The organism is Vicinamibacterales bacterium (assembly GCA_041659285.1).
In the GTDB taxonomy this organism is placed as follows: domain Bacteria; phylum Acidobacteriota; class Vicinamibacteria; order Vicinamibacterales; family UBA2999; genus 12-FULL-67-14b.
The window spans coordinates 254,946-274,062 of sequence record JBAZYO010000004.1; the positions used below are offsets into that span (position 1 = coordinate 254,946).

A 19,117-nucleotide genomic window follows, 5' to 3' on the forward strand; every position below is an offset into this window, starting at 1 on the left:
GCTTAGGTGCTCGATGGTCTAAGGCGCCCCAGGAGGTCGGTGGTGGAGTGGTCCTTCGGGTCGCCGACAATCGCAATGCGGCCGCCGTAGGCGCGCACGGTGTCGCGTTCGGGCACGGTGTCCACCGTGTAGTCGGTTCCCTTGCAGTGGACGTCGGGGCGCAACAACTCGAGCAGCGGCGTCACCGTCGGCTCCGGAAAGATCACCACGTAATCGACGGCGCGGAGGGCGGCCACCAGCTCCGCGCGATCGGCCTCGGGCAACACCGGCCGTGCCGGACCCTTCAACCCGCGGATCGAGCGATCGTCGTTGATCGCGACGATCAACTTGTCGGCCTCCCGGCGGGCGGCCTCGAGATAGCGCACGTGCCCGACGTGCAGCAGGTCGAACCCGCCGTTGGCGAAGGCCAGCGTCAGCCCGTGCCGGCGGTCTTCGGCGACGCGGTCCACCAGCGCCGCGCGCGTCAGCACTTCACCCATGGGCCACGGCGCGGCGCAGTTCCGCCGCCGAGACGGTGGCGGTGCCGCGCTTCATCACGACCAGCCCGCCGGCGAAGTTGGCAAGCCGGGCCGCCTCCTCGAAGGTGGCGCCCGCGGCCAGGGCCAGGGTCATGGTGGCCATCACCGTATCGCCGGCGCCGGTCACGTCGGCAATCTGATCGGACCCGAAAATCGGAATGTGCACCGTCGGCTTGCCCGCCTCGAACAGCGCCATGCCGCGGCTGCCGCGCGTGACCAGCACCGCCTGCATGCGCGTGCGCTTCAGCAGGGCGCGGCCCGCGCGCTCGAGCACCTGCGGCTTATCGTCGATGGTCACGCCCAGCACCTGTTCGACCTCCGACTCGTTCGGCGTACAGGCGGTGAGCCCGCGGTACTTCGTCAGCGCGTAGCGCGAGTCGATGAGGATCGGAATGTGGCGTCCGCCTTTAGGCGGACCGTTCCTCAGCAACGCGGCCAGTTCGTGGACGAACTTCGGCGTGACCAGCCCCGAGCCGTAGTCGGAGACGAGCACGGCGTCCGCGCCCTTCACCGCCTTGCGCGCGATGCGCTCGGCCGCCAGCCGATAGCCCTCCGTGACCGGGACACTCGCGAACCGATCGATGCGCACGACCTGTTGCTTGGCGGAGTGAATGCCGCCGGCGAGGATCCGCGTCTTCACCGGCGTGCGGTAGCCGCCCGGCCGCGCCAACCCCGAACGCTCCACGCCTTTCGGCAGGACCTTGAACAGCCGCCGGCCCGGGTCGTCTCGACCGACGAGGGACACCAGCGTGACCGCGCCGCCGAGGCTGGCCACGTTGTTCGCGGCGTTGCCGGCGCCGCCGGGGACGGTTTCGGTGGCGTCGTATTCGAGGATCAGCACCGGCGCCTCGCGCGAGACGCGGGCGACGCGGCCGTAGACGTACTCGTCGGCGATCAGGTCGCCGAACACGACCAGCCGCTTGCCGCGGAACGAGGCGATGAGGCTGGACAGACGATCGGGCGTGGGCATCAATGATTCGCCAATATGACGGACACGGCGGCCATGAGATTGTCGCACACCGCCTCGACCTTCTGGCCGGCCGGGCGCTTCTGCTCCTGCTCCACTCCCCAACCCGTGCGCACGAGGATCGACCGCGCGCCGACGGCGTGGCCCAGGTTCACGTCGAGCCACTTGTCGCCGATCACCCACGACGCCGCCGGATCGATCCCGCGGTCGCGCACGGCGTCTTCGATCATCCCGGGCGCCGGCTTGCGGCACCGGCAGTCGATGCCGAGGCCCTCCACGGTGCCGCGCGGGTGGTGCGGGCAGTAGTAGAGCGCGTCGAGATCCGCGCCGCCCGCCTGCAGCCGCCGCCGCATCTCGTCGTGGCAGCTCTCGACAAAGCCCGGCGTGATCAGCCCCTGCGCGAGGCCCGACTGGTTGGTCACGATGATCAGCTCGAACCCGGCGCGCTTGAGCAGGCGCAGCGCGTCCACGGTCCACGGGAACAGCTCGAGGTCCGCCAACTTGTGGAGATAGCCGACATCGACGTTCAAGGTGCCGTCGCGATCGAGAAAAATGGCTTTCTTCATGGTAACGACGCGAATGCCCTCTCTGCGGTGATGCCCCGCATGCACCGATGGTCGATTGGGCATTCGCGCAGCATGCAGGGCCGGCAGAACACCGTATGGGTGAGGATGGACGGCGCCGGCGCATCCGGGCCGGCCGACAGCGGCGACGTCCGCAGTTCGTTGGTGGCCCCGAACATCGCCACCACGTGCGTGCCGACGGCGCCGGCCAGGTGCATGGCGCCCGAGTCGTTCGAGACGACGGCGCGCGCTTCCGCGAGAATGCCGGCGAGCGTGGCCAGGTCGCTCTTGCCGGAGAAATCAATCAATCGATTCAGCCGGTTGCTGCCGGGCGTGCGGCCGGCCTGTCCGCCGTCTTGTCCACCGTAGCCTTGGCGCAGGTGGAAGCCTTGGCGAAGGCGGAAGTCGATCTCCTTGCAGACGGCCCGGTCGGCGGCCGCTCCCACCATCACCACGCTCCAGCCGCGTTGTTCGATCAGCATGTGCGCGAGTTCGGCGAAGCGCTCCGGCAGCCACTGCTTGGCGCGCCCGTAGGCCGCGCCCGGCGCGAACACGGCGAACGGCTCGTCGAGGTCCAGGCCAATTTCGCGCAGCAGTTGCCTGGCGCGGCCGGTGTTGGGCCGCACCCGCGCGTGCATGGGGCCGGGCGCCATCCCCAGCGCGGTGGTGAGCGTCTGGTAGTAGGCGCCCTGATGGAGGGGCGCGGCCGGCTTCGGCACGGCGCGGGTGAGGAAGCGTCCGCGCCAATCGGTGTCGTAGCCCCAGCGCTCGCCGATGCCCGACTTCGACGCGATCAGGGCCGTCGCAAACGAATTGGGAAACAGCAGGGCCGCGTCAAACGGCCCGGCCGACAGCACGGCGGCGTCCTGCTTCCAGCTGGCAAGCGCTCGCAGTCCGCCGCGACCCGGCAGGGTCACAATCTCGTCCACGCCTTCGACCATGGTGAAGAGGGGCGCCACCGAGGCGCGCGCGGCCACGGCGAGATGCGCGGACGAATGGTGGCGGCGCGCGTCGGCAATCGCCGGCAGGGCCATCACCGCGTCGCCGAGCCAGTTGGGCGCGACCACCACGAGGCGATCAATCGCCATGGCCGCCTTCCATCGTCACGGCCCGTTCTTCGTGCTTCGCCTTCGGGAACATGCCCGGCGTTTCCGGAATCGGCGCGTCGCGCCAGCGCCGGTGCATCCACAACCACAACTCGGGGTGCTTGCGGACGTGCATCTCCAGCACGTCGGTGCAGCGCTGCGTGAACTCGCGGATCGCCTCGGGGCCGTCGCCGGACGGCGGCTCGACCGGGGCTTCGTAGACGAAGCGGTAACGTCCGCCCGGCAGCGGCAAGGCAAACACCGGAATCACCGCCGCGCCAGTGCGCAGCGCCAGCGCCGCCAGCGTCGAGGTCGTGGCGGCCGGACGCTGGAAGAAGTTGACCCAGATCGCATCGGGGCTGTGCATGTGCTGATCGATCAGCAACGCCACACCCTCGCCCGCCGCCAGCAGCCTCATCACGCGCCGCACGGCGCCCTGGCGGTAGATCACGGAGTTGCCGGTCCTGGTGCGCATGCGCTCGAGCAGGCCGTTGAGCGGCGCGTTGTCGAGCGCGCGCGCCAGCACGCCGATCGGGCGCAGCTTCACGGCGTGGGCCATCGCCTGCAGTTCCCAGAAGCCGAAGTGGCCGGTGAAGAACAGCACGCCCTTGCCTTTCGCGTAGGCGAGCCGCACGCGCTCGTCGCCCTCGTACTCGGCGCGTTCGAGCATCTGTTCCGGCGTCAGCGCGCTGAACGTCAGCAGCTTCAACAGCACTTGCCCGAAGTGCGCGAACATCGCCCGCGCAATGGCCCGGCGCTCGCGGGCCGGCCGCTTCGGGAAGCACTGTTCGAGGTTGGCAAGCGCGACGCGCCGATGGGGAGCGTCGAGCACGTAGAACATCAGCCCGAGCGTGCTGCCCCACGCCCGCACCATGGCGTCCGGCAGCCGGCGCGCCACGCCCCTGACCCCGACGACGGCCCAATACTCGAGGGTTTCGCGCATCAGAGGATCGCCCTGACCGATTCGAACAGCGCCTCGGCGGGTTCGAAGGTGACGACCAGCGGCACTCGATACACCGGAAACGGCAAGGCCCCGATCGACTCGAGGCGCACGGCGTCCTTGTCGGTGGTGAACACCGCATCAGCGCCAGAGGCTTGAAGCTGGCGCGCCATGCGATCGAGGTCGCTCCGCGAGTAGCGATGGTGGTCGGGGAACATCACGGTGTCGGCCACCTGCCAGCCGGCATCGCGCAAGGCGTCAACAAAGCGCGAGGGGTTGGCGATACCCGCTACGGCCAGAACCTTGCCGGGATCCGGGACCCGGGATCCGGGATCCGGGCCACCAACTCGAACCGGACTACCCAGCGTGCGACGCGCGCCGCACGCCTGTGAGATTCCCAGCGACCATGCTTCGGTGGAGGCGGCGCCCACCGTGGCGTCCGACACCACCAGCACTTGCGCGCGCGCGGCGGCGTCCATCGGCTCGCGCAGGCGGCCGCGCGGGATCACCCGCCCTTGCGGAATCTCCCCCATCGTCGTCACCAGCACGTCGAGGTCGCGTGCCAGTTGCAGGTGCTGGAACCCATCGTCGAGGACGTGAACGGTGCACCCGAGCCGGCGTTCGGCAAGGGTGCCGGCGAGGTAGCGATCGGGCGAGACGCACACGGCGGCGCCCGCGACTTGCCGCGCGAGCATCAACGGCTCGTCACCGGATCGATCCACGCCTTCGAGAATGCGGGTGCCGTCGGAGACCACGACCACGCCATCCGCGGCGTCGGCGCGGCCGTAGCCGCGGCTCAGGATCGCGGGCCGCTCACCGTGATTCACCAGCCACTGCGCGATGGCCGCGACCACGGGCGTCTTGCCGGTGCCGCCCATCGACAGGTTGCCGACGCTGACCACCGGCCGCGCCAGGTGCTGGCGGCGCCCGGGGTGCTCTTCCACCCAGCGCCGGCGGACGCGCATCACCTGTCCGTAGAGGGAATCAAGCAAGGGGTCTAAAGGGGCGGACGTTGGCCGGATAGGCACGGACTTCCTGGGGGAGCAACGCCGCCAGCACCGCCGCGCTCTTCTCCTTGGCGCCGCGGTTGGCCTCGACCAGCGCGCGGGCCGCCGCGCCGAGGCGGGCGCGCCGGACCGGGTCGCCCATCAGCTCCACGAACGCCTCTTCGAGGCCGCGGGCATCGGGCACCTGCACGCCGGCGCCGTTGGTCATGAACGCGTCGGCGATCTCGATGAAGTTCTCCATGTGCGGGCCGAACACGATGGGCTTGCCGAACACGGCCGGCTCGAGCACGTTGTGGCCGCCGGTGGCGACGAGGCTCCCGCCCACGAAGACGACGGTGGCAACCTGGTAGACGGTGGCCAGCTCGCCGATGGTGTCGAGCACGACCACATCCACGCGCGGCTCGACGTCGATGGCGAGGTCGCTGCGGCGGGCGACCTTCCAGCCTTCGGCGCGGGCAAGTTGCTCGGCTTCGCCGAAGCGCTCCGGGTTGCGGGGGGCGAGCACGAGCAGGGTGTTGGGGGCGCTGGCGCGGACGCGGCGGAAGGCCCGCAGCACCGCGGCTTCCTCGCCCTTCATGGTGCTGCCCGACACGATCACCGGACGCGACGGCGACAGCCGGAAGTAGCGCAGCACGCGGTCGCGGGCGCGGGCCTGCGGCGCCGTGGACGGCAGGTCGAGCGAGTCGAACTTCAGGCTGCCGGTCACCACCACGCGCGCCGGATCGGCGCCGAGCTCGATGAAGCGGCGGGCCGAGTCTTCGCTCTGCACGCAGAAGCGGTCGATGTGCTCGAGCACGCGCCGCATCATCGGCCGCACCATCTTGTAGCGCGGGAACGATCGGGGCGACAGCCGGCCGTTGACGACCGCGGTCTTGATGCCGCGCTGGCGGCACTCGCGCAGCAGGTTGGGCCAGATCTCGGTCTCCATCATGATGAAGAGCTTGGGCCGCACCAGGTCGAGCGTGCGCTTCACGAAGATGCCGAGGTCGAACGGAAAGTAGAAGACCGCGTCCACGTCCTGCACGCTGCGGCGCGCCAGTTGCTGGCCGGCCAGGGTGGTGGTGGACAGGAACATGCGGAGGCCGGGGTGGCGCCGCTTGAGGTCGCTGATAAGCGGACGGGCGGTGAGCACCTCGCCGACGGACACCGCGTGGATCCAGATCGAGGGATCCCCGTCCATGTTGAACGACACGGGCAGGTAGCCCATCCGCTGTCCCAGGCTGCCCACGTATTTCTTGTAGCGCAGGGCCTGGTAAACGAACCACGGGGAGGCGATCACCACGATCACCAGCACGAGGACGCTGTAAAGGCTATACATTAAAGGACTTAGGAATGATTGTAACGACAAACCTTCGGGTTTGTCGATGTTGCGCTATACAATTTGTCGTTTGGGTCGCGCTCGAGAAAGCTTACTGTGAGCGCTCAGCGGAGGATGCATTCATGGCTATCAAGGTAGGCATCAACGGGTTCGGGCGAATCGGCCGCAACATCATGCGAGCCGCCCTCGCCCACCACGATGTCGACATCGTCGCGGTCAACGACATTACGGACGCGGCCACGCTGGCGCATCTGCTCAAGTACGACTCGGTGCTCGGCAACCTGACGGTGCCGGTCAGCGCGACCGGCGATTCCATCCAGGTGGGCAGCGACAAGTTCAAGGTGCTCGCGAGCAAGGACCCCGGCGCGCTGCCGTGGAAGGACCTCGGCGTCGACATCGTGTTCGAGTGCACCGGCAAGTTCACCAAGCGGGACGACGCCGCGAAGCACCTGGCGGCGGGCGCGCGCAAGGTGGTGGTCACGGCGCCGGCGACCAACCCGGACATCACCGTGGTGCTGGGCGTGAACGATCACGAGTACGACGGCGCCAAGCACCACATCATCTCGAACGCGTCGTGCACCACCAACTGCCTGGCGCCGCTCGCCAAGGTGCTGCATGAGTCGTTCGGCATCCAGAAGGGCTGGATGACGACGGTGCACGCCTACACCAACGACCAGAACCTGCTCGACCTGCCGCACAAGGATCTGCGGCGCGCGCGCGCGGCGGCCCTGTCGATCATTCCGACCACGACCGGCGCCGCCAAGGCCGTCGCCGAGGTGATTCCCGCGCTCAAGGGCCGGCTCGACGGCATCGCCATGCGCGTGCCGACGCCCAACGTCTCGGTGGTGGACCTGGTGGTCATCCTGGAAACCAAGACGACCGCGGAAGCAGTGAATGCGGCCCTCAAGGCGGCGTCCGACGGCCCGATGAAGGGCATCATGCAGTACGTGACCGACCCGCTGGTGTCGATCGACTTCCGCGGCAACCCGCACTCGTCGATCATCGACGCGGCCTACACGAAGATCATGGACGGCGACTTCGTGAAGGTGATGGCGTGGTACGACAACGAGTGGGGCTACTCCAACCGCTGCGTGGACCTGCTGAAGAAGTTGTAGAGCGCCCCTTTATGGGGCGCCGGTAGCCATGACCAAATACTCGATCAAAGACTTCGCCGTCGCCGGCAAGCGCGTCTTCATCCGCGTGGACTTCAACGTGCCGATCAAGAACGGCACCATCACCGACGACACGCGAATCACGGCGTCCCTCCCCACGATCCAGCAGGCGCTGGATCATGGGGCCACCGTCATCCTGGCGTCGCACCTGGGACGGCCGAAGGGCAAGCCTTCGCCGGAGTTCAGCCTGAAGCCGGTGGCGGCCCGCCTCGAAAAACTGCTGAACCGGCCGGTCACGTTTGTCAAAGACTGCATCGGCGACGCCCCGAGGCTGGCGGTCGCCAAGGCGCAAGGCCCGAAGGGGTCGAAGCTCGTGCTGCTCGAGAACCTGCGTTTCCACCCCGAGGAAGAAAAGAACGATCCCGGTTTCGCCATGGCGCTCGCCTCGCTCGCCGATGTCTACATCGACGACGCGTTTGGCGCGGCGCATCGGGCGCATGCCTCGGTCTCGGGCATGGTGCCGTTCGTGCCGCTGGCGGGCGCCGGCCTCCTCATGGAGAAAGAGCTCACCTATCTGGGCCTTGCGGTTGGCAAGCCCGATCGCCCGTTCGTGGCGGTGATTGGTGGCGCCAAGGTCTCGGACAAGATCGATGTCATCGACAGCATGCTGGGACGCGTTGACCGCCTGCTGATCGGCGGCGCGATGGCCTACACGTTCTTCAAGGCGCTGGGCATGCCGGTGGGCACGTCGCTGGTCGAAGACGACAAGCTGGACGAGGCGCGCACGATCATCGCCCACGCGCAGGCGCGCGGCGTGGTGTTGCAGCTCCCCGTGGATCACGTGGTCGCCGCGAAGATCGACCCCGGGGTGCCGACCGAGGTGCTGAAGGTCGGCGACGCCGCGATTGGCGATCGCATGGGTCTCGACATCGGCCCGGAGACGTCGCGGCTCTACGCCGGCCTGCTCGCGGATGCCAAGACGGTGGTGTGGAACGGCCCGATGGGCGTATTCGAGCTGGAGCCGTTCGCCAAGGGCACCTTGGCCGTGGCCCACGCCATGGCCAAGGTGAAGGGCACGACGATCATCGGCGGCGGCGACTCGGTCGCGGCCGTCAACGTCGCGCGCGTCGCCGACAGGATCACGCACATCTCCACCGGCGGCGGCGCCTCGCTCGAGTTCCTCGGCGGCCAGGAGCTGCCGGGCGTGGCGGCGCTGCCCGACAGGAAGTGACATGCGCACGCCGCTGATCGCCGGCAACTTCAAGATGTTCAAGACCGTCCAGGAGACGGTGGCCTACGTCGCCGAGTTGCGCGCGCTCGTCATGGACGTGCGTGGCGTGGAGGTGGTGATTGCGCCGGCCTTCACCGCCATCCAGGCAGCGGCGGCGGCCGCGAACGACAGCGCGATTGGCGTGGGCGCGCAGAACGTGCATTGGGAGCGCGAGGGCGCGTTCACCGGCGAAGTCAGCGCGGGCATGCTGCGCGAGGCGGGTGCGCGGTTCGTGATCGTCGGCCACTCGGAGCGCCGCACGCTGTTCGGCGAGACCGACGGCACGGTCAACAAGAAGATGAACGCGGTGATCGCGGCGGGCATGACGCCGATTGTCTGCATCGGCGAAACGCTGGAGCAGCGCGACCGCAACGAGACGCTCGCCGTGCTCGATCGGCAGATCAAGGAAGGCCTGGACGGCGCGACCGGCGAGCAGCTGGCAGCCATGGTGCTGGCCTACGAGCCGGTGTGGGCGATCGGCACCGGCCGCAACGCCACGCCGGCGCAGGCCGGCGAGGCGCACTTTCACATCCGCCAGCGGCTGAAGCAGTGGTTTGGGCTGGATTCGTCCGATCGCTGCCGGATCCTGTATGGCGGAAGCGTGAAGCCCGACAACATCGCCAGGCTCATTGCCGAGCCCGACGTGGACGGCGCCCTCGTGGGAGGGGCCAGCCTCGACCCAAAGAGCTTTCTTGCCATCATCCGGGGCGCGGCCGTATAATCAGAAGTTCTTGCCATGCTGTATTACGTCATAGTCACTTTGTACGTCATTGTCTGCGCGCTGCTGATCCTCACGATCCTGCTGCAGCAGGGCAAGGGCGGCGATATTGCGAGCGCGTTTGGCGGCGGCAGCAGCCAGGCGGTGTTCGGCGCGCGTTCGGGCGCCACGTTGCTCACGCGGGCGACGGCGGTCCTGGCGGCGCTCTTCGTCATCGGCGCTATTACGCTGACGGTGTGGGGCCAACGCGGTCCCGGATCGGTCGTCGGCGGCATCGGTGGTCCGGCCCCGGCGCCCGCGCCGGCCGCCCCGGCCGCAGCTGCGCCCGCGCCGGTTCCGGCCGCGCAACCTGCGGCTCCGGCGCCGGGTAACACCACGCCGTAGTTTGTTCTATACTTTCTATCTGCCTGCGGGAGTGGCGGAATTGGCAGACGCACTAGCTTGAGGTGCTAGCGGGAGCAATCCCGTGGAGGTTCGAGTCCTCTCTTCCGCACCATTCGACTCACCTACGGTCCGCCTCCGGCGAACCGTAGGTTCGCTCATGGCGGGCCACCGCAGAGTCGAATGTCCCCACAACCTTGCCTTCCCCTACCGATGAGGAGCTGCGGCGGTGGCAACAGTTGTCGGGCCGGTTTCTCCATCGGATCTCCCTCCTTCAACCCGCGTACTCGAAATGCATCGGATCGGGCGTTGAGAATCCCCTTCCCCATCGGAATCGGAACGCCTCGAACAACGCGACGATCCGCGGGTCCATCGACCCGGCGATGTTCTGGCCGTTCTCGAACACGTTGAGATCGATGGCGATGCCGAGGCTGTGCTGCGACATCCGCCGCGCCGCGCCGGGATTGCCCGGAACCTTCATGCCGCGAAAACACCCCATGCCCTGGGTCTCGAACAGCAGGTCGTTCCAGCCGAGGTCGGCAATCGCCTGGAACACGCTCTCAAAGGCCGGCCGCACCGCGCTGAGCCCGGTGAGCGTGAGCAGCGTCGGCGCCGCGGCCGGCGCCGGGAACGCGGTCCGCAGTTGCAGCCCGCGCAGCGACACCGGCGCCATCGGCCGCAGCGGCGCCAGGTGCGTGTTGTCGCATTTCGTCAGCGGCACCGTGACCCGTCGCGCATCGAAGTCGGCTACCCGCCTGGCCCACGCGGCCTGCACCTGTGATCGCGGTCCACTGATGTTGATCGACCCGGGAATCGTGAACGGCTCCGCGTAGAACGGCGCGCCGGGGCCGCGTCCGGGCACGGTGTCACGGCCCGTTTCAAGGCGCCAGAACCGTCCGGCCGGGCCCGTGTTCCAATTGTTGAAACGCGCGCGATAGTCGGCTTGGGACAGCGTCGTGTCGATCAGCATCCTCGTCACGATCAGGCGGCTGGTCTGCGGACCAAGGCCCGGCACGGGATTGGCGAATGGCGTGACGAACGCCGGCGAGTCGGGCAGCCAGAAGTTCATGCGGCTGCTGGCGCGCACGTCACTCGCCAGCGAGTGCATCAGCAACCAGCCCAGGTTCTCGAGCGCGAACGCTTCGTCGGCGTTGCCGGCGCGCCTGGCGAGCTCGCGGAAATGTCCCGGGATGGCCAGCAGCGTTCGAATGGCGAGCAGCGCCGGCCGGCTGGCCGTTCCCCCGAACGCCCGCGAGAGGGCCGCGTCATCAGCGAACGAATGCGGCGGCCGCGCGAGCTGCGCGCTGGTGTAGCGGAGGCGCCGCACCACTTCGATCAGCGCGGGTTCGCCAAACACCTCTGCGATCGGGCTCAGCGCGCTCATCCCGGCCGCGCCAAAGGCGGTCAGCGCGGCGGCGCTGACGCCGAGCGCGCCAAGCGCCCGCGAGGCCGCGCCGTCCGCGTCGGTGGTGGCGACGGGCCATTCACTGGCGGGCGTGACCGAGACCGGATCGGGCGGCGTGCGGAACAACGCCGGGTCCGACGCGGGCGTGTACGGCCGCGCATCGGGTGCGGCATAGGTAACTTCGGAGTCCGGAGACCCAGCCTCGGTTGCCGGAACTTCAGCTTCGGAGTCCGGAGATTCAACCTCGGTTGCCGGCACCGGCTTGGCCGGCGGCGGGGCGTCGCCGAACGGCTTGCGCGGCGCCTTGGTGAGCCAGTCGTCGTTGGCCACGCATCCCGGTCGCGAGGACGAGGGCGGCGGTGTCGAGGCACCTGGCATCGCGGCGGCGATGTCGTCGAGCAGCAACGGCGAGTAGCGCGCGGGAATGTCGCCGTGGGCCACGGTCGTGCGCTCCACGCGGAAGCGGGGCCCGAGGGCGGCGCCATTCGACGCCGACGACAACGCGCGCGTCAGCGCGTCGTGGAGCCGGCGCGCCGAGATCTCCGTGGTCTCCAGGCGCCAGCTACCGCTGGTCGCGTTGTAGGTCCACGAGCCGGGTGGCTCGAAGTCGACTTTCCCGTTCGCGCGTGGAATCCATCGGCCCGACGGATACGCCTTCACCGGCGACCAGCAGGCCGTGTAGAACACGCGCAACCCGCTGGCCGCTGACGAGGGCGACGCGATCTTCGCCCTCGCCCACTTGAGCACCGAATCGTGGCCGCCGTAGAGCGAGTCGAAACAGACCACCTCGTCGGGATCGACACCCTTGTCGAGCAGCCCGCTCATGCCGGCGCCGGCGCCGGAATGGGCCATCAGGATCAGCCGGCCGCGCGGGAGCGTCGAGCCGCCCGGCAGCCGCAGCACCGTCGCGCACAACCACGCGAGTCCTCGCGCCACCAGCGCATCGAAGGCAGCGCGATCGGGCAGCTTGTCGAAGTACCACGCCCTCCCGCCATCATTGCGGCCCAGTGGCACGAGCGCGAGCGTCGGCCGCGACGCGCGCTTCGGCGAGCCGCCAGCCGCGTCCACGAGGTCCACACCGGCGGCCACCGCCTTCCGTTGCAGGAACGCCGCCTGCCGCGCCGCCGCATCCGGCTCCTTCCCCAGAGGACCGTACCCGTGCAGGTGCACGACGACATCAATGGTGGTGCCTGCCGGCGTGGCGGCATCGACGTTCCAACGCGCCTCAACATTGTCGGTGGTCGCGCCGCCCAGCGGCGCGTGCGCGAAGCGGCCGCGGCCGCCCTGTGGCACCGCCTCGGCGATCGACTCGGTGGCGAGCGGTCGCGGCACCGGCGGCGGAGGAGCCAGCAAGGGTCTTGGGAGGAGGGCACGCTGCACCGGACGGGGAGCCATCCTCACAGCAGGACGCGGCGGCGGCAGCCGCCACCCCATTAGGTCCGCGAAGAACAACTCGGATTGATCGGGCACGCCTTTCATCACGATCTCCTTCACGGCGCCGGCGGCGGCGGTGACAGCACGACACGAGCGCCGTGCCGCCAGAATCCCGTTGTCGCATCGAACGGCACCACCAACGGGCGCAGGTCGAGGTGGATGTGCATGCGCGGCCCGGGTCCGTGCCCGTCGACGCCGAACAGCACTCGTCCTTCTCCGTACAGGCCGTTCATTTCCCGCGCCAGCCCTTCGTCGTTGTAGATGGCCTTCCATGCGTACGGACCTGGAGACGCCGAGCCTGCGCACGCGGTGTCGAGCGCGGCGAAGAAACCGCGCACGGCGGCGCGCGCCCAGAAGCCGCTCTTCTCGAGCGCGGCGGCGATGAAGATGTCCACCGAGAAGTCGTTCCACCAGTGCCGGGGATACGTGCCCGCCCGCCACTGCTGATGCCCGTCGCGCACGCGGCCGAGCAGCGTGACGATGGACCTGGCGATCTCCAGCGTCTCGCCGACCTTGGCCGCCGACCACGCGCGCGGAATCGGCTCGGCGCCGACCACGTGATGCAGGGTGCCCTGCGACGCCACCGCACGCTTGAACGCGACCGCCCTCTGTTCCAGGCGCACCGATTCGGCATCGAAGCGCATCCGGGTCAGCTCGGCGGTGAGCCGGGTCAGGCTGGCCATCACCGTGGGCCGGCCGAACGGATCCCTGGTGTTCGGCACCAGCAACACGACACCGTAGTGGTGCAAGACGTCCAGGATCGGCCACAGCCGCGCCGCGTCACGCGGCGGCGCCAGCGCCTGCCGTAGCGCCTCATCGGTCGTGAAGAGTTGGCCGCGCCGGTCAGGGAGCTTCCGGTTCGGGAATGGACGGATGCGGTCCAGCAAGGGTCCGTCTTTCGAGACGTCCAGCCGCGCCGTCAGCGCAGGGTCGGCAGCCAACTCCTCAAAGGTGGCCGTCAGCCGCCGCATGAACCAGTCAGCGACGATGCGCGCCTGGGCAATCAGGATCAGCTCGCGATCGAGCATCTCGTTGATCTGCCGCTGGGGCGAGACCGTCGCGATCGGCGAGGTGGTGCGGGCCGTCCCGAGCGCCGTCGCCGGCTCCACCGCCACCGACGAATCGGTGGCGGCGTGCTCGATTGGCGACTCGACCTCGCCCACCGGCGAATCGCCGACCTCCACCAGTTCGAGCGGGCCCAGCTTTGGCTTCACCGTCTTGGGAATGCGCGGTGGAACGATCGGCCCCTCGGCGCTGATCAGGAAACTAAGGGTCGGGTCGGCCAGCACGTCAGCCACCGCCATCTTCTTGTCATCCACCGTCATCCAGGGGTGCACCAGGCGCACGCCCTGGGCGTAATCGGCGAAGCGGCGGCTGTGGGCCAGCGTCGGCAGGTCCTTGGCGCACGACGGCTTCGGTTTCTGTTCAGCGTTCTCGTAACACGGCTCGAACGGAAACCCGTCCTTGTCGTAGAACCCCTGGAACGCGATCCGCTCGCTGTTTCCGTGAAGGCTCCTGGCAATGACGACGTCCTTTTTGTGGCCGGCGACGAACTCGCCGGGTGTGATGCCGGCCTTCTTCATCTGCTCCCGCACCGCGTCGGAGTGCTCGATGTAGGCCGCGGTCGAGGTCTGCGCCCGTCCGCGCTTCGCAATCTTCCGGTTGGCGTCGGTGTTGTAGTAGTCGCGATTGAGCGCCCGCAACTGATGCTTCGCCTGCGAATAGATCGCGTCGCAGATGCGGGCCGTCGGCAGGAGGCAATCGAAGCGATCGGCCACCAGTTGCGCCGATACCGGGTCGAGCGGCACGTGCACGAAGTCGGCATCGTGACCGACCGCCAGGTAATCCGGCAGCACCTGCAGGGTGGCCTTCACCGTTCGTGATTTGTCCTTGTAGGTCAGGCCAATCGTCACCCACTGCAGCAGCTTGTCCGGCATGTTGCCCGCCAGCAGTTGCCGCACCATGGCCTCTTCGCGTTTCGGCCACTCGGCGGGCGTGGGCGCCGCCTCGCCGCCGGTGGTGGCCATGAACGCGTGACCGCCCGGCGCGGCCGCATCGCGCGCCGGGAAGTGGTACGCGCGCGCGCCCGGCGACCAGCGCAAGAAGCTCCGGTCGTCCTCGGCCGCCTCGAGTGACGGCATCACGACGGCGGGAAGATCTGACGCTCGTTCCCGCCGCGCCAGCACCAGCACGCTCTCGCGGATTCGCCCATCGGCGCCGTACAACTCCTCCACCTGGATGTCTTCGCCCAGCACGTGCGTGGACGCCAGCCGGTTCTCGCCAAGGGCGCGCTCCACGACCAGCGCCCCGGGCCGCAGCGCGCACCGGCACGTCGCCGATCGCGGGAGCGCCACGGCTTCCCACACTGCTTCGTCGTCGCGCACCGGGAGCAGCGCATTCGGGCTGATGCCGCGGAACACGACGCCGTCGAACAGGTGTGCCGCGCTGGAGTCCGCTGGCCGCGGCGGCCGCGCGGGCTCGATCGCCGGCCCCAGCAGGTCGTCGCAGAACAGATTGGCGGCAGACGCGGCCGGCTGATCGGCTTCCAGTGGCCAGGACGGCGAAGGCTTCATCGCGCAATCTCCAGGAAGTCAGTCTTCGGCGTCGAGCGCGTCGAAGGCGTCACGCACGTCTTCCCACACGATCGGCGACTCGATCTCGCCGGCAACCTCGTCACCGGCATCTTCATCAGCATCCTCGTCACCGGCGTCCTCGTCGATCGACTCCGATGCCTGCAAACTCCCGGTCAGGTCCCCGGACTCGAACCACGACTCGACCTCGACATTTCCCTGAGCCGCGTCCTCCACCTCGATCGGTGGGTTCCCCTCGAACGCCGGCGGCGCCGCCAGCGGGGCGGTCGCGGCCGGAGGCCGCGGTGGCGGATTCGGCGACGTCTCCTGGCCGATGCGTCGTGCCAGGGCCACCGCCCCGGCGGTGTTCAGGTAGCCGTAACCGAGACGGGTGGAGGATCGACCGGAGGGGCCGGCGTGCGGATCCGCGCTGCCGATCAGGGCGCGTCGCACTTCGTGAATGGTGAGCGGGCGGGCGGCGGCCGCGAACATCAGGGCCACGGTCCCGGACACCCAGGGCGCCGCCATGCTGGTCCCGGACTTCACGCACAACCGCGGTTCGTCTTGCCATCCGGCTCGCGGCGTCGAGCGGGCCGCGCGAACGCGGAACCCGGGCGCGGCGATCTCCGGCTTCTGCCGGCCATCGGCCGTGGGCCCCCGGCTCGTGAAGCGCGTGGGCGGCCGCTTCGGCGTGCTGACGTAGGCGCCGACGGCGATCGCCCGGAAGCAATTGCAGATCGTGTTGGTGGTGTACAGCGACGAGGCCTGCTCGCGCGGAAACCGCGACTGGTAGCGCCCTGACGCGTCGCGCTCGATCCACGCGTGGAGGCGCCCATCCACCACTTCCTTGCCGCGCAGCACGATCTGCCAGCGTCCGCTCGGGGCGATCGGGTAGAGGAACACCACGATGTGGTTGAGGCCGCTGTTGGGTTCGCGCAGCCGGTGATAGAAATTGCCCCAGACCTGCCCGGCGGCGCCGACCGGCATCCGGTGGTCGAGCGCGAGCGAGAACTCGAGGCCGGTCGGCGCCACCAGCGTCACGTCGAACACGTCTTCGCCGCTGTACCAAATCTCGAGCTCGTTGGGAGTGCGATCGTTGGCGGGCGTGATCCAGTTGAGCACGTGCTGCTGGTCCGGCCCCACGCGCGCGTGCGTGTGCATGGCGGCGTCGCCGTAGTTGCCCACGCTCTGCACCAGCACGATGCCGGGCTGCTGCAGCATCGCGTCAACGGCCCGCTCGAGCAGCGTGTTGCCACGATGGGGTCCGCCGGTCTTGCCGGCGCTCAAGTGCAGGACGCACGGGCGTCCCGCCGCCTGCTGCCGCACGAAGTCGAGACCTTCGAGCAGCCCGATCGAGTCGCCGAGGTTGCCCAACTCGCCGAGGTTCTGCGCGGCCAGGTGCACGAACACGAGGTCCGCTCCCGACGCCAGCCCCACCTCTGAGCCTGGCTCTCGCCGATTGCCGGCCAGGATGTCGGCGACATGGGTGCCGTGGGCGCCGCTATTCGAGGGATCGCCGCTCGCCGGGTGATAACCGAGGGCGGCGAACGGATCCGGCTCGCGCAGCGCCGCGTTGATGGCCTCGCGCGTCAGCAGCCGGCCCTGGTTGTAGGGCGCCGGCGCCAGCGGGTCGCCCTGGCCGCGCTGGTCCCACAAGCACTGCAGGCGGGTGGTGCCATCGGGGTTGCGAAAGTTGGCGTGGGTGAAATCGAAGCCCCAGTCACAAATGCCCACCACCACGCCGCGGCCGTCGCCGCAATCGGCCGGCAGGGCGGGCGCGGCCGGCCGCGCCGCCTCGGCGTCTTCGCTGATCGCATCTTCGTCCGGGTTCTCAACCGGCGGCGGCATCGTCACGGCGTCGCCGGCCTTGAGACTGAACACCGAGGGATGCGCGCGCACATCAACGATGTCGCCCCGCCGGAGGCGGGCGGTGACGATGTCGCCGAAGCGGGAGACGATCCGTACCCCGGGCGGCGGTTGACCACCCGGCACGAGCCGCAGGATCACGCCCACTTCGTCGTCTGGAGATCCTGATTCCGCGAGCGACCACGCCGCCGGATCCATCGACATTGCGCGCCTGGGCTAGGCCACCACGCGGCCTGCCCGCACCGGCAACTGCATCCGCGGCGTGACCGCGGCGCCGCCGGTACCGGCGTTGGCGGGGACCGGCGCGCACACCGCGCTGCAGTAGTCGAAGTGCATCGGGTCGGTCGGGTTGAAGCAGGCGCCCCATCGGAAATGGAACGCCTCGAAAATGGCCACGATCCGCGGGTCCATGCTGCCGAAGGGCCGCGACGCGACGCTGTTGCGGTTCTCCTGCACGTTGAAGTCGATCGCGGCGCCGATGCCATGCTCCGACATGGTGCGGGCCGTTCGCGCGGCGGCCAGCACGCGGGCCCGCTTCGGTGGGGCGAACAGGGTGTTGATCCGCGTCACGGTGGTGGCGTTCGGCTGGTGGAACGGGTTGACGAGCACCTGCTGGCCGTTGATGGTGACCGTGTCGGCGGCGTCGTGCTTGACGCCGCGGAAGCAGGCGCCGCCGGAGGTCTGATACAGCAAGTCGTTCCACCCGAGTTCACTGATCGCGCGGAAGAGCACGTTGTAGACCGGCAGCAGGTCCGCCATCAGGGGCAGCCGGCGGCGGGTGCTGGGATTGGTCGTGGTCGCCGGGAAGTCCACGATCAGTTCCAGTCCCTGCAGATCGCATCGTTCGAACGCTCGCGCCGGCAGGTGCGGGTCGTTGCCGGGGCAGTCGCGCAGGGCGACCGCGTTCCGCAAGCCGCTGAGGGTGACGACGGCAGCGCCGGCGGCGTGCGGAGGGTGCTGCGCGTCGGTGGCCGCCCGCCGCGAGGCCCACGCCGGGTCGAACCGGGCACGCGGCGCGGTGGTGTCGATGTGCGCGGGCACCGTCAGCAGGCCGGCATAGAAAGGCCGGCCGGGATCGGGGGCGTTCACCTCGGCCTGCCACTGACGGCCGGCGAGGCCCGTGCCCCAGGCCATGAGCTGCGCGTTCCAGCGATCCATCGGCATCAGCGTGTCGACCAGCAGGTAGCGCATCACCAGCGCCGACACGTCGGCGCTCAGCGGCGGCAGCGGGTTCGGCATCGCCGTGACGAAGCTCGGCGGCGGCGGCAGCCACCATTCCCGGCGCGACGCAGCGGCAACGCGGCGGCGCATCTCGGTCATCAGCAGCCAGCCGAGCGACTCGAGCACGAATGCTTCTCGCCCATCGGGGGCACGGCGGGCCAGCTCCCGGAAATGCCCTGGGATGTGCAACAGCAGGCGCGGCACCAGCATGCTGTCAACACTGTCGGACCATCCCCGGCGGCCGAAATCCGCGCGCGACCAGCGCAATCTGGCCACCAGTTCAGTCAAGGCCGGCGCGCCAAATTGTTCGGCGATCGGTCTCAGTCCCCCTCGTGCCACGCCGCGGCGTTCCGCCGCGTCCAGGCCGGCGGCGGTGAGCGCCGCATCGATCGCGGCATCGGCATCCGCGGTCGGCCGCGGCAGGAACGACGCGGCGATCACGACAAACGGCGCTGGGTGGCACCCGCTGAACAGACCGGCTTGCGGCGCATACGCACGGCCGCCGGTCGGCAGGTACGGTTCCTGGGCCGGCTCGGCCTGTTCATAGGGTGGTGCCCAAAGCGGCGGCCGCCGCACCGGGCGCAGCGCAATCTGTCCGGTGCGCGGGCGCGGCAGCGGCAGCCGTGGCGGCGTGGGCACAGCTCGATGGCGATTGCCGGGCCAGGTGGTAATTGGCTCGCCCATCAGATCGGCCAGGAACAGGTCGGCGTCGCTCGGTCTCATGAGCATCCCCAGGCAGACA

General features: G+C 69.3%; 15 protein-coding genes and 1 tRNA gene. 5 read left to right on the plus strand and 11 right to left on the minus strand.

Translation table 11 applies throughout. The annotated features are described in order from the left end of the window. Positions 1–2 precede the first annotated feature (2 nt). From WC815_08245 to WC815_08275, 7 genes are read right to left on the minus strand one after another with little or no spacing between them, the layout of a single operon-like run. Entirely contained in the window at positions 3–479 is a 477-nt protein-coding gene (locus WC815_08245; GenBank protein MFA5908751.1) for an adenylyltransferase/cytidyltransferase family protein, read from the minus strand. Continuing rightward, positions 472–1,488 (minus strand): PfkB family carbohydrate kinase, encoded by a 1,017-nt coding sequence (locus WC815_08250; GenBank protein MFA5908752.1) that lies wholly within the window; start codon positions 1,486–1,488, stop codon positions 472–474. The genes WC815_08245 and WC815_08250 overlap by 8 nt, the downstream gene beginning before the upstream one ends. Beyond that, on the minus strand, positions 1,488–2,051 hold the full coding sequence (locus WC815_08255; protein MFA5908753.1) for an HAD family hydrolase: 564 nt from the start codon (positions 2,049–2,051) through the stop codon (positions 1,488–1,490). The genes WC815_08250 and WC815_08255 overlap by 1 nt, the downstream gene beginning before the upstream one ends. Beyond that, complete coding sequence (locus tag WC815_08260) at positions 2,048–3,136, minus strand: glycosyltransferase family 9 protein (protein MFA5908754.1); 1,089 nt, start codon at positions 3,134–3,136, stop codon at positions 2,048–2,050. The genes WC815_08255 and WC815_08260 overlap by 4 nt, the downstream gene beginning before the upstream one ends. Continuing rightward, positions 3,126–4,076 carry a lysophospholipid acyltransferase family protein gene (locus WC815_08265; protein ID MFA5908755.1) on the minus strand — a complete coding sequence of 317 codons (951 nt, stop codon included), beginning with the start codon at positions 4,074–4,076 and terminating at the stop codon, positions 3,126–3,128. Before WC815_08265 ends, WC815_08260 begins: the two co-directional genes overlap by 11 nt. After that, on the minus strand, positions 4,076–5,065 hold the full coding sequence (lpxK, locus tag WC815_08270) for a tetraacyldisaccharide 4'-kinase (GenBank protein MFA5908756.1): 990 nt from the start codon (positions 5,063–5,065) through the stop codon (positions 4,076–4,078). Before lpxK ends, WC815_08265 begins: the two co-directional genes overlap by 1 nt. Next, entirely contained in the window at positions 5,058–6,398 is a 1,341-nt protein-coding gene (locus WC815_08275) for a 3-deoxy-D-manno-octulosonic acid transferase (protein ID MFA5908757.1), read from the minus strand. The genes lpxK and WC815_08275 overlap by 8 nt, the downstream gene beginning before the upstream one ends. A 122-nt stretch (positions 6,399–6,520) precedes the next feature. On the opposite strand from WC815_08275, the gene gap reads away from it, so the two are divergent. The 5 genes from gap (at position 6,521) to WC815_08300 (ending at position 9,994) form a co-directional block, all read left to right on the plus strand. After that, positions 6,521–7,513: a type I glyceraldehyde-3-phosphate dehydrogenase gene (gene gap, locus WC815_08280; GenBank protein MFA5908758.1), complete on the plus strand. Its 993-nt coding sequence runs from the start codon at positions 6,521–6,523 to the stop codon at positions 7,511–7,513. A 28-nt stretch (positions 7,514–7,541) separates the two neighbouring features. Further along, positions 7,542–8,741, plus strand: a complete 1,200-nt coding sequence (locus WC815_08285; protein MFA5908759.1) for a phosphoglycerate kinase — start codon at positions 7,542–7,544, stop codon at positions 8,739–8,741. A 1-nt stretch (position 8,742) separates the two neighbouring features. Further along, the gene (gene tpiA / locus WC815_08290; GenBank protein ID MFA5908760.1) at positions 8,743–9,501 is read left to right on the plus strand and encodes a triose-phosphate isomerase; all 759 of its coding nucleotides are present in this window, start codon (positions 8,743–8,745) and stop codon (positions 9,499–9,501) included. A gap of 15 nt (positions 9,502–9,516) precedes the next feature. Then, the gene (secG, locus tag WC815_08295; GenBank protein ID MFA5908761.1) at positions 9,517–9,882 is read left to right on the plus strand and encodes a preprotein translocase subunit SecG; all 366 of its coding nucleotides are present in this window, start codon (positions 9,517–9,519) and stop codon (positions 9,880–9,882) included. 25 nt (positions 9,883–9,907) lie between these two features. Then, positions 9,908–9,994: transfer RNA gene (locus tag WC815_08300), tRNA-Leu, on the plus strand. 159 nt (positions 9,995–10,153) lie between these two features. Here the strand turns inward: WC815_08300 and WC815_08305 are convergent. From WC815_08305 to WC815_08320, 4 genes are all read right to left on the minus strand, one after another. Continuing rightward, positions 10,154–12,616 carry a M15 family metallopeptidase gene (locus WC815_08305; GenBank protein MFA5908762.1) on the minus strand — a complete coding sequence of 821 codons (2,463 nt, stop codon included), beginning with the start codon at positions 12,614–12,616 and terminating at the stop codon, positions 10,154–10,156. 158 nt (positions 12,617–12,774) lie between these two features. Continuing rightward, complete coding sequence (locus WC815_08310; GenBank protein ID MFA5908763.1) at positions 12,775–15,291, minus strand: hypothetical protein; 2,517 nt, start codon at positions 15,289–15,291, stop codon at positions 12,775–12,777. A gap of 18 nt (positions 15,292–15,309) precedes the next feature. After that, the gene (locus tag WC815_08315; GenBank protein MFA5908764.1) at positions 15,310–17,358 is read right to left on the minus strand and encodes a S8 family serine peptidase; all 2,049 of its coding nucleotides are present in this window, start codon (positions 17,356–17,358) and stop codon (positions 15,310–15,312) included. Between the two features lie 12 nt (positions 17,359–17,370). Further along, positions 17,371–19,098, minus strand: coding sequence for a M15 family metallopeptidase (locus tag WC815_08320; GenBank protein ID MFA5908765.1), 1,728 nt, complete (start codon positions 19,096–19,098; stop codon positions 17,371–17,373). Positions 19,099–19,117 lie beyond the last annotated feature (19 nt).

What these genes read in the sequence shown, in the direction of transcription:
- WC815_08245 (MFA5908751.1), bottom strand. Translation starts at nt 479, where the DNA reads ATGGGTGAAGTGCTGACGCGCGCGGCGCTGGTGGACCGCGTCGCCGAA.
- WC815_08250 (MFA5908752.1), bottom strand. Translation starts at nt 1,488, where the DNA reads ATGCCCACGCCCGATCGTCTGTCCAGCCTCATCGCCTCGTTCCGCGGC.
- WC815_08255 (MFA5908753.1), bottom strand. Translation starts at nt 2,051, where the DNA reads ATGAAGAAAGCCATTTTTCTCGATCGCGACGGCACCTTGAACGTCGAT.
- WC815_08260 (MFA5908754.1), bottom strand. Translation starts at nt 3,136, where the DNA reads ATGGCGATTGATCGCCTCGTGGTGGTCGCGCCCAACTGGCTCGGCGAC.
- WC815_08265 (MFA5908755.1), bottom strand. Translation starts at nt 4,076, where the DNA reads ATGCGCGAAACCCTCGAGTATTGGGCCGTCGTCGGGGTCAGGGGCGTG.
- WC815_08275 (MFA5908757.1), bottom strand. Translation starts at nt 6,398, where the DNA reads ATGTATAGCCTTTACAGCGTCCTCGTGCTGGTGATCGTGGTGATCGCC.
- gap (MFA5908758.1), top strand. Translation starts at nt 6,521, where the DNA reads ATGGCTATCAAGGTAGGCATCAACGGGTTCGGGCGAATCGGCCGCAAC.
- WC815_08285 (MFA5908759.1), top strand. Translation starts at nt 7,542, where the DNA reads ATGACCAAATACTCGATCAAAGACTTCGCCGTCGCCGGCAAGCGCGTC.
- tpiA (MFA5908760.1), top strand. Translation starts at nt 8,743, where the DNA reads ATGCGCACGCCGCTGATCGCCGGCAACTTCAAGATGTTCAAGACCGTC.
- secG (MFA5908761.1), top strand. Translation starts at nt 9,517, where the DNA reads ATGCTGTATTACGTCATAGTCACTTTGTACGTCATTGTCTGCGCGCTG.
- WC815_08310 (MFA5908763.1), bottom strand. Translation starts at nt 15,291, where the DNA reads ATGAAGCCTTCGCCGTCCTGGCCACTGGAAGCCGATCAGCCGGCCGCG.
- WC815_08315 (MFA5908764.1), bottom strand. Translation starts at nt 17,358, where the DNA reads ATGTCGATGGATCCGGCGGCGTGGTCGCTCGCGGAATCAGGATCTCCA.
- WC815_08320 (MFA5908765.1), bottom strand. Translation starts at nt 19,098, where the DNA reads ATGAGACCGAGCGACGCCGACCTGTTCCTGGCCGATCTGATGGGCGAG.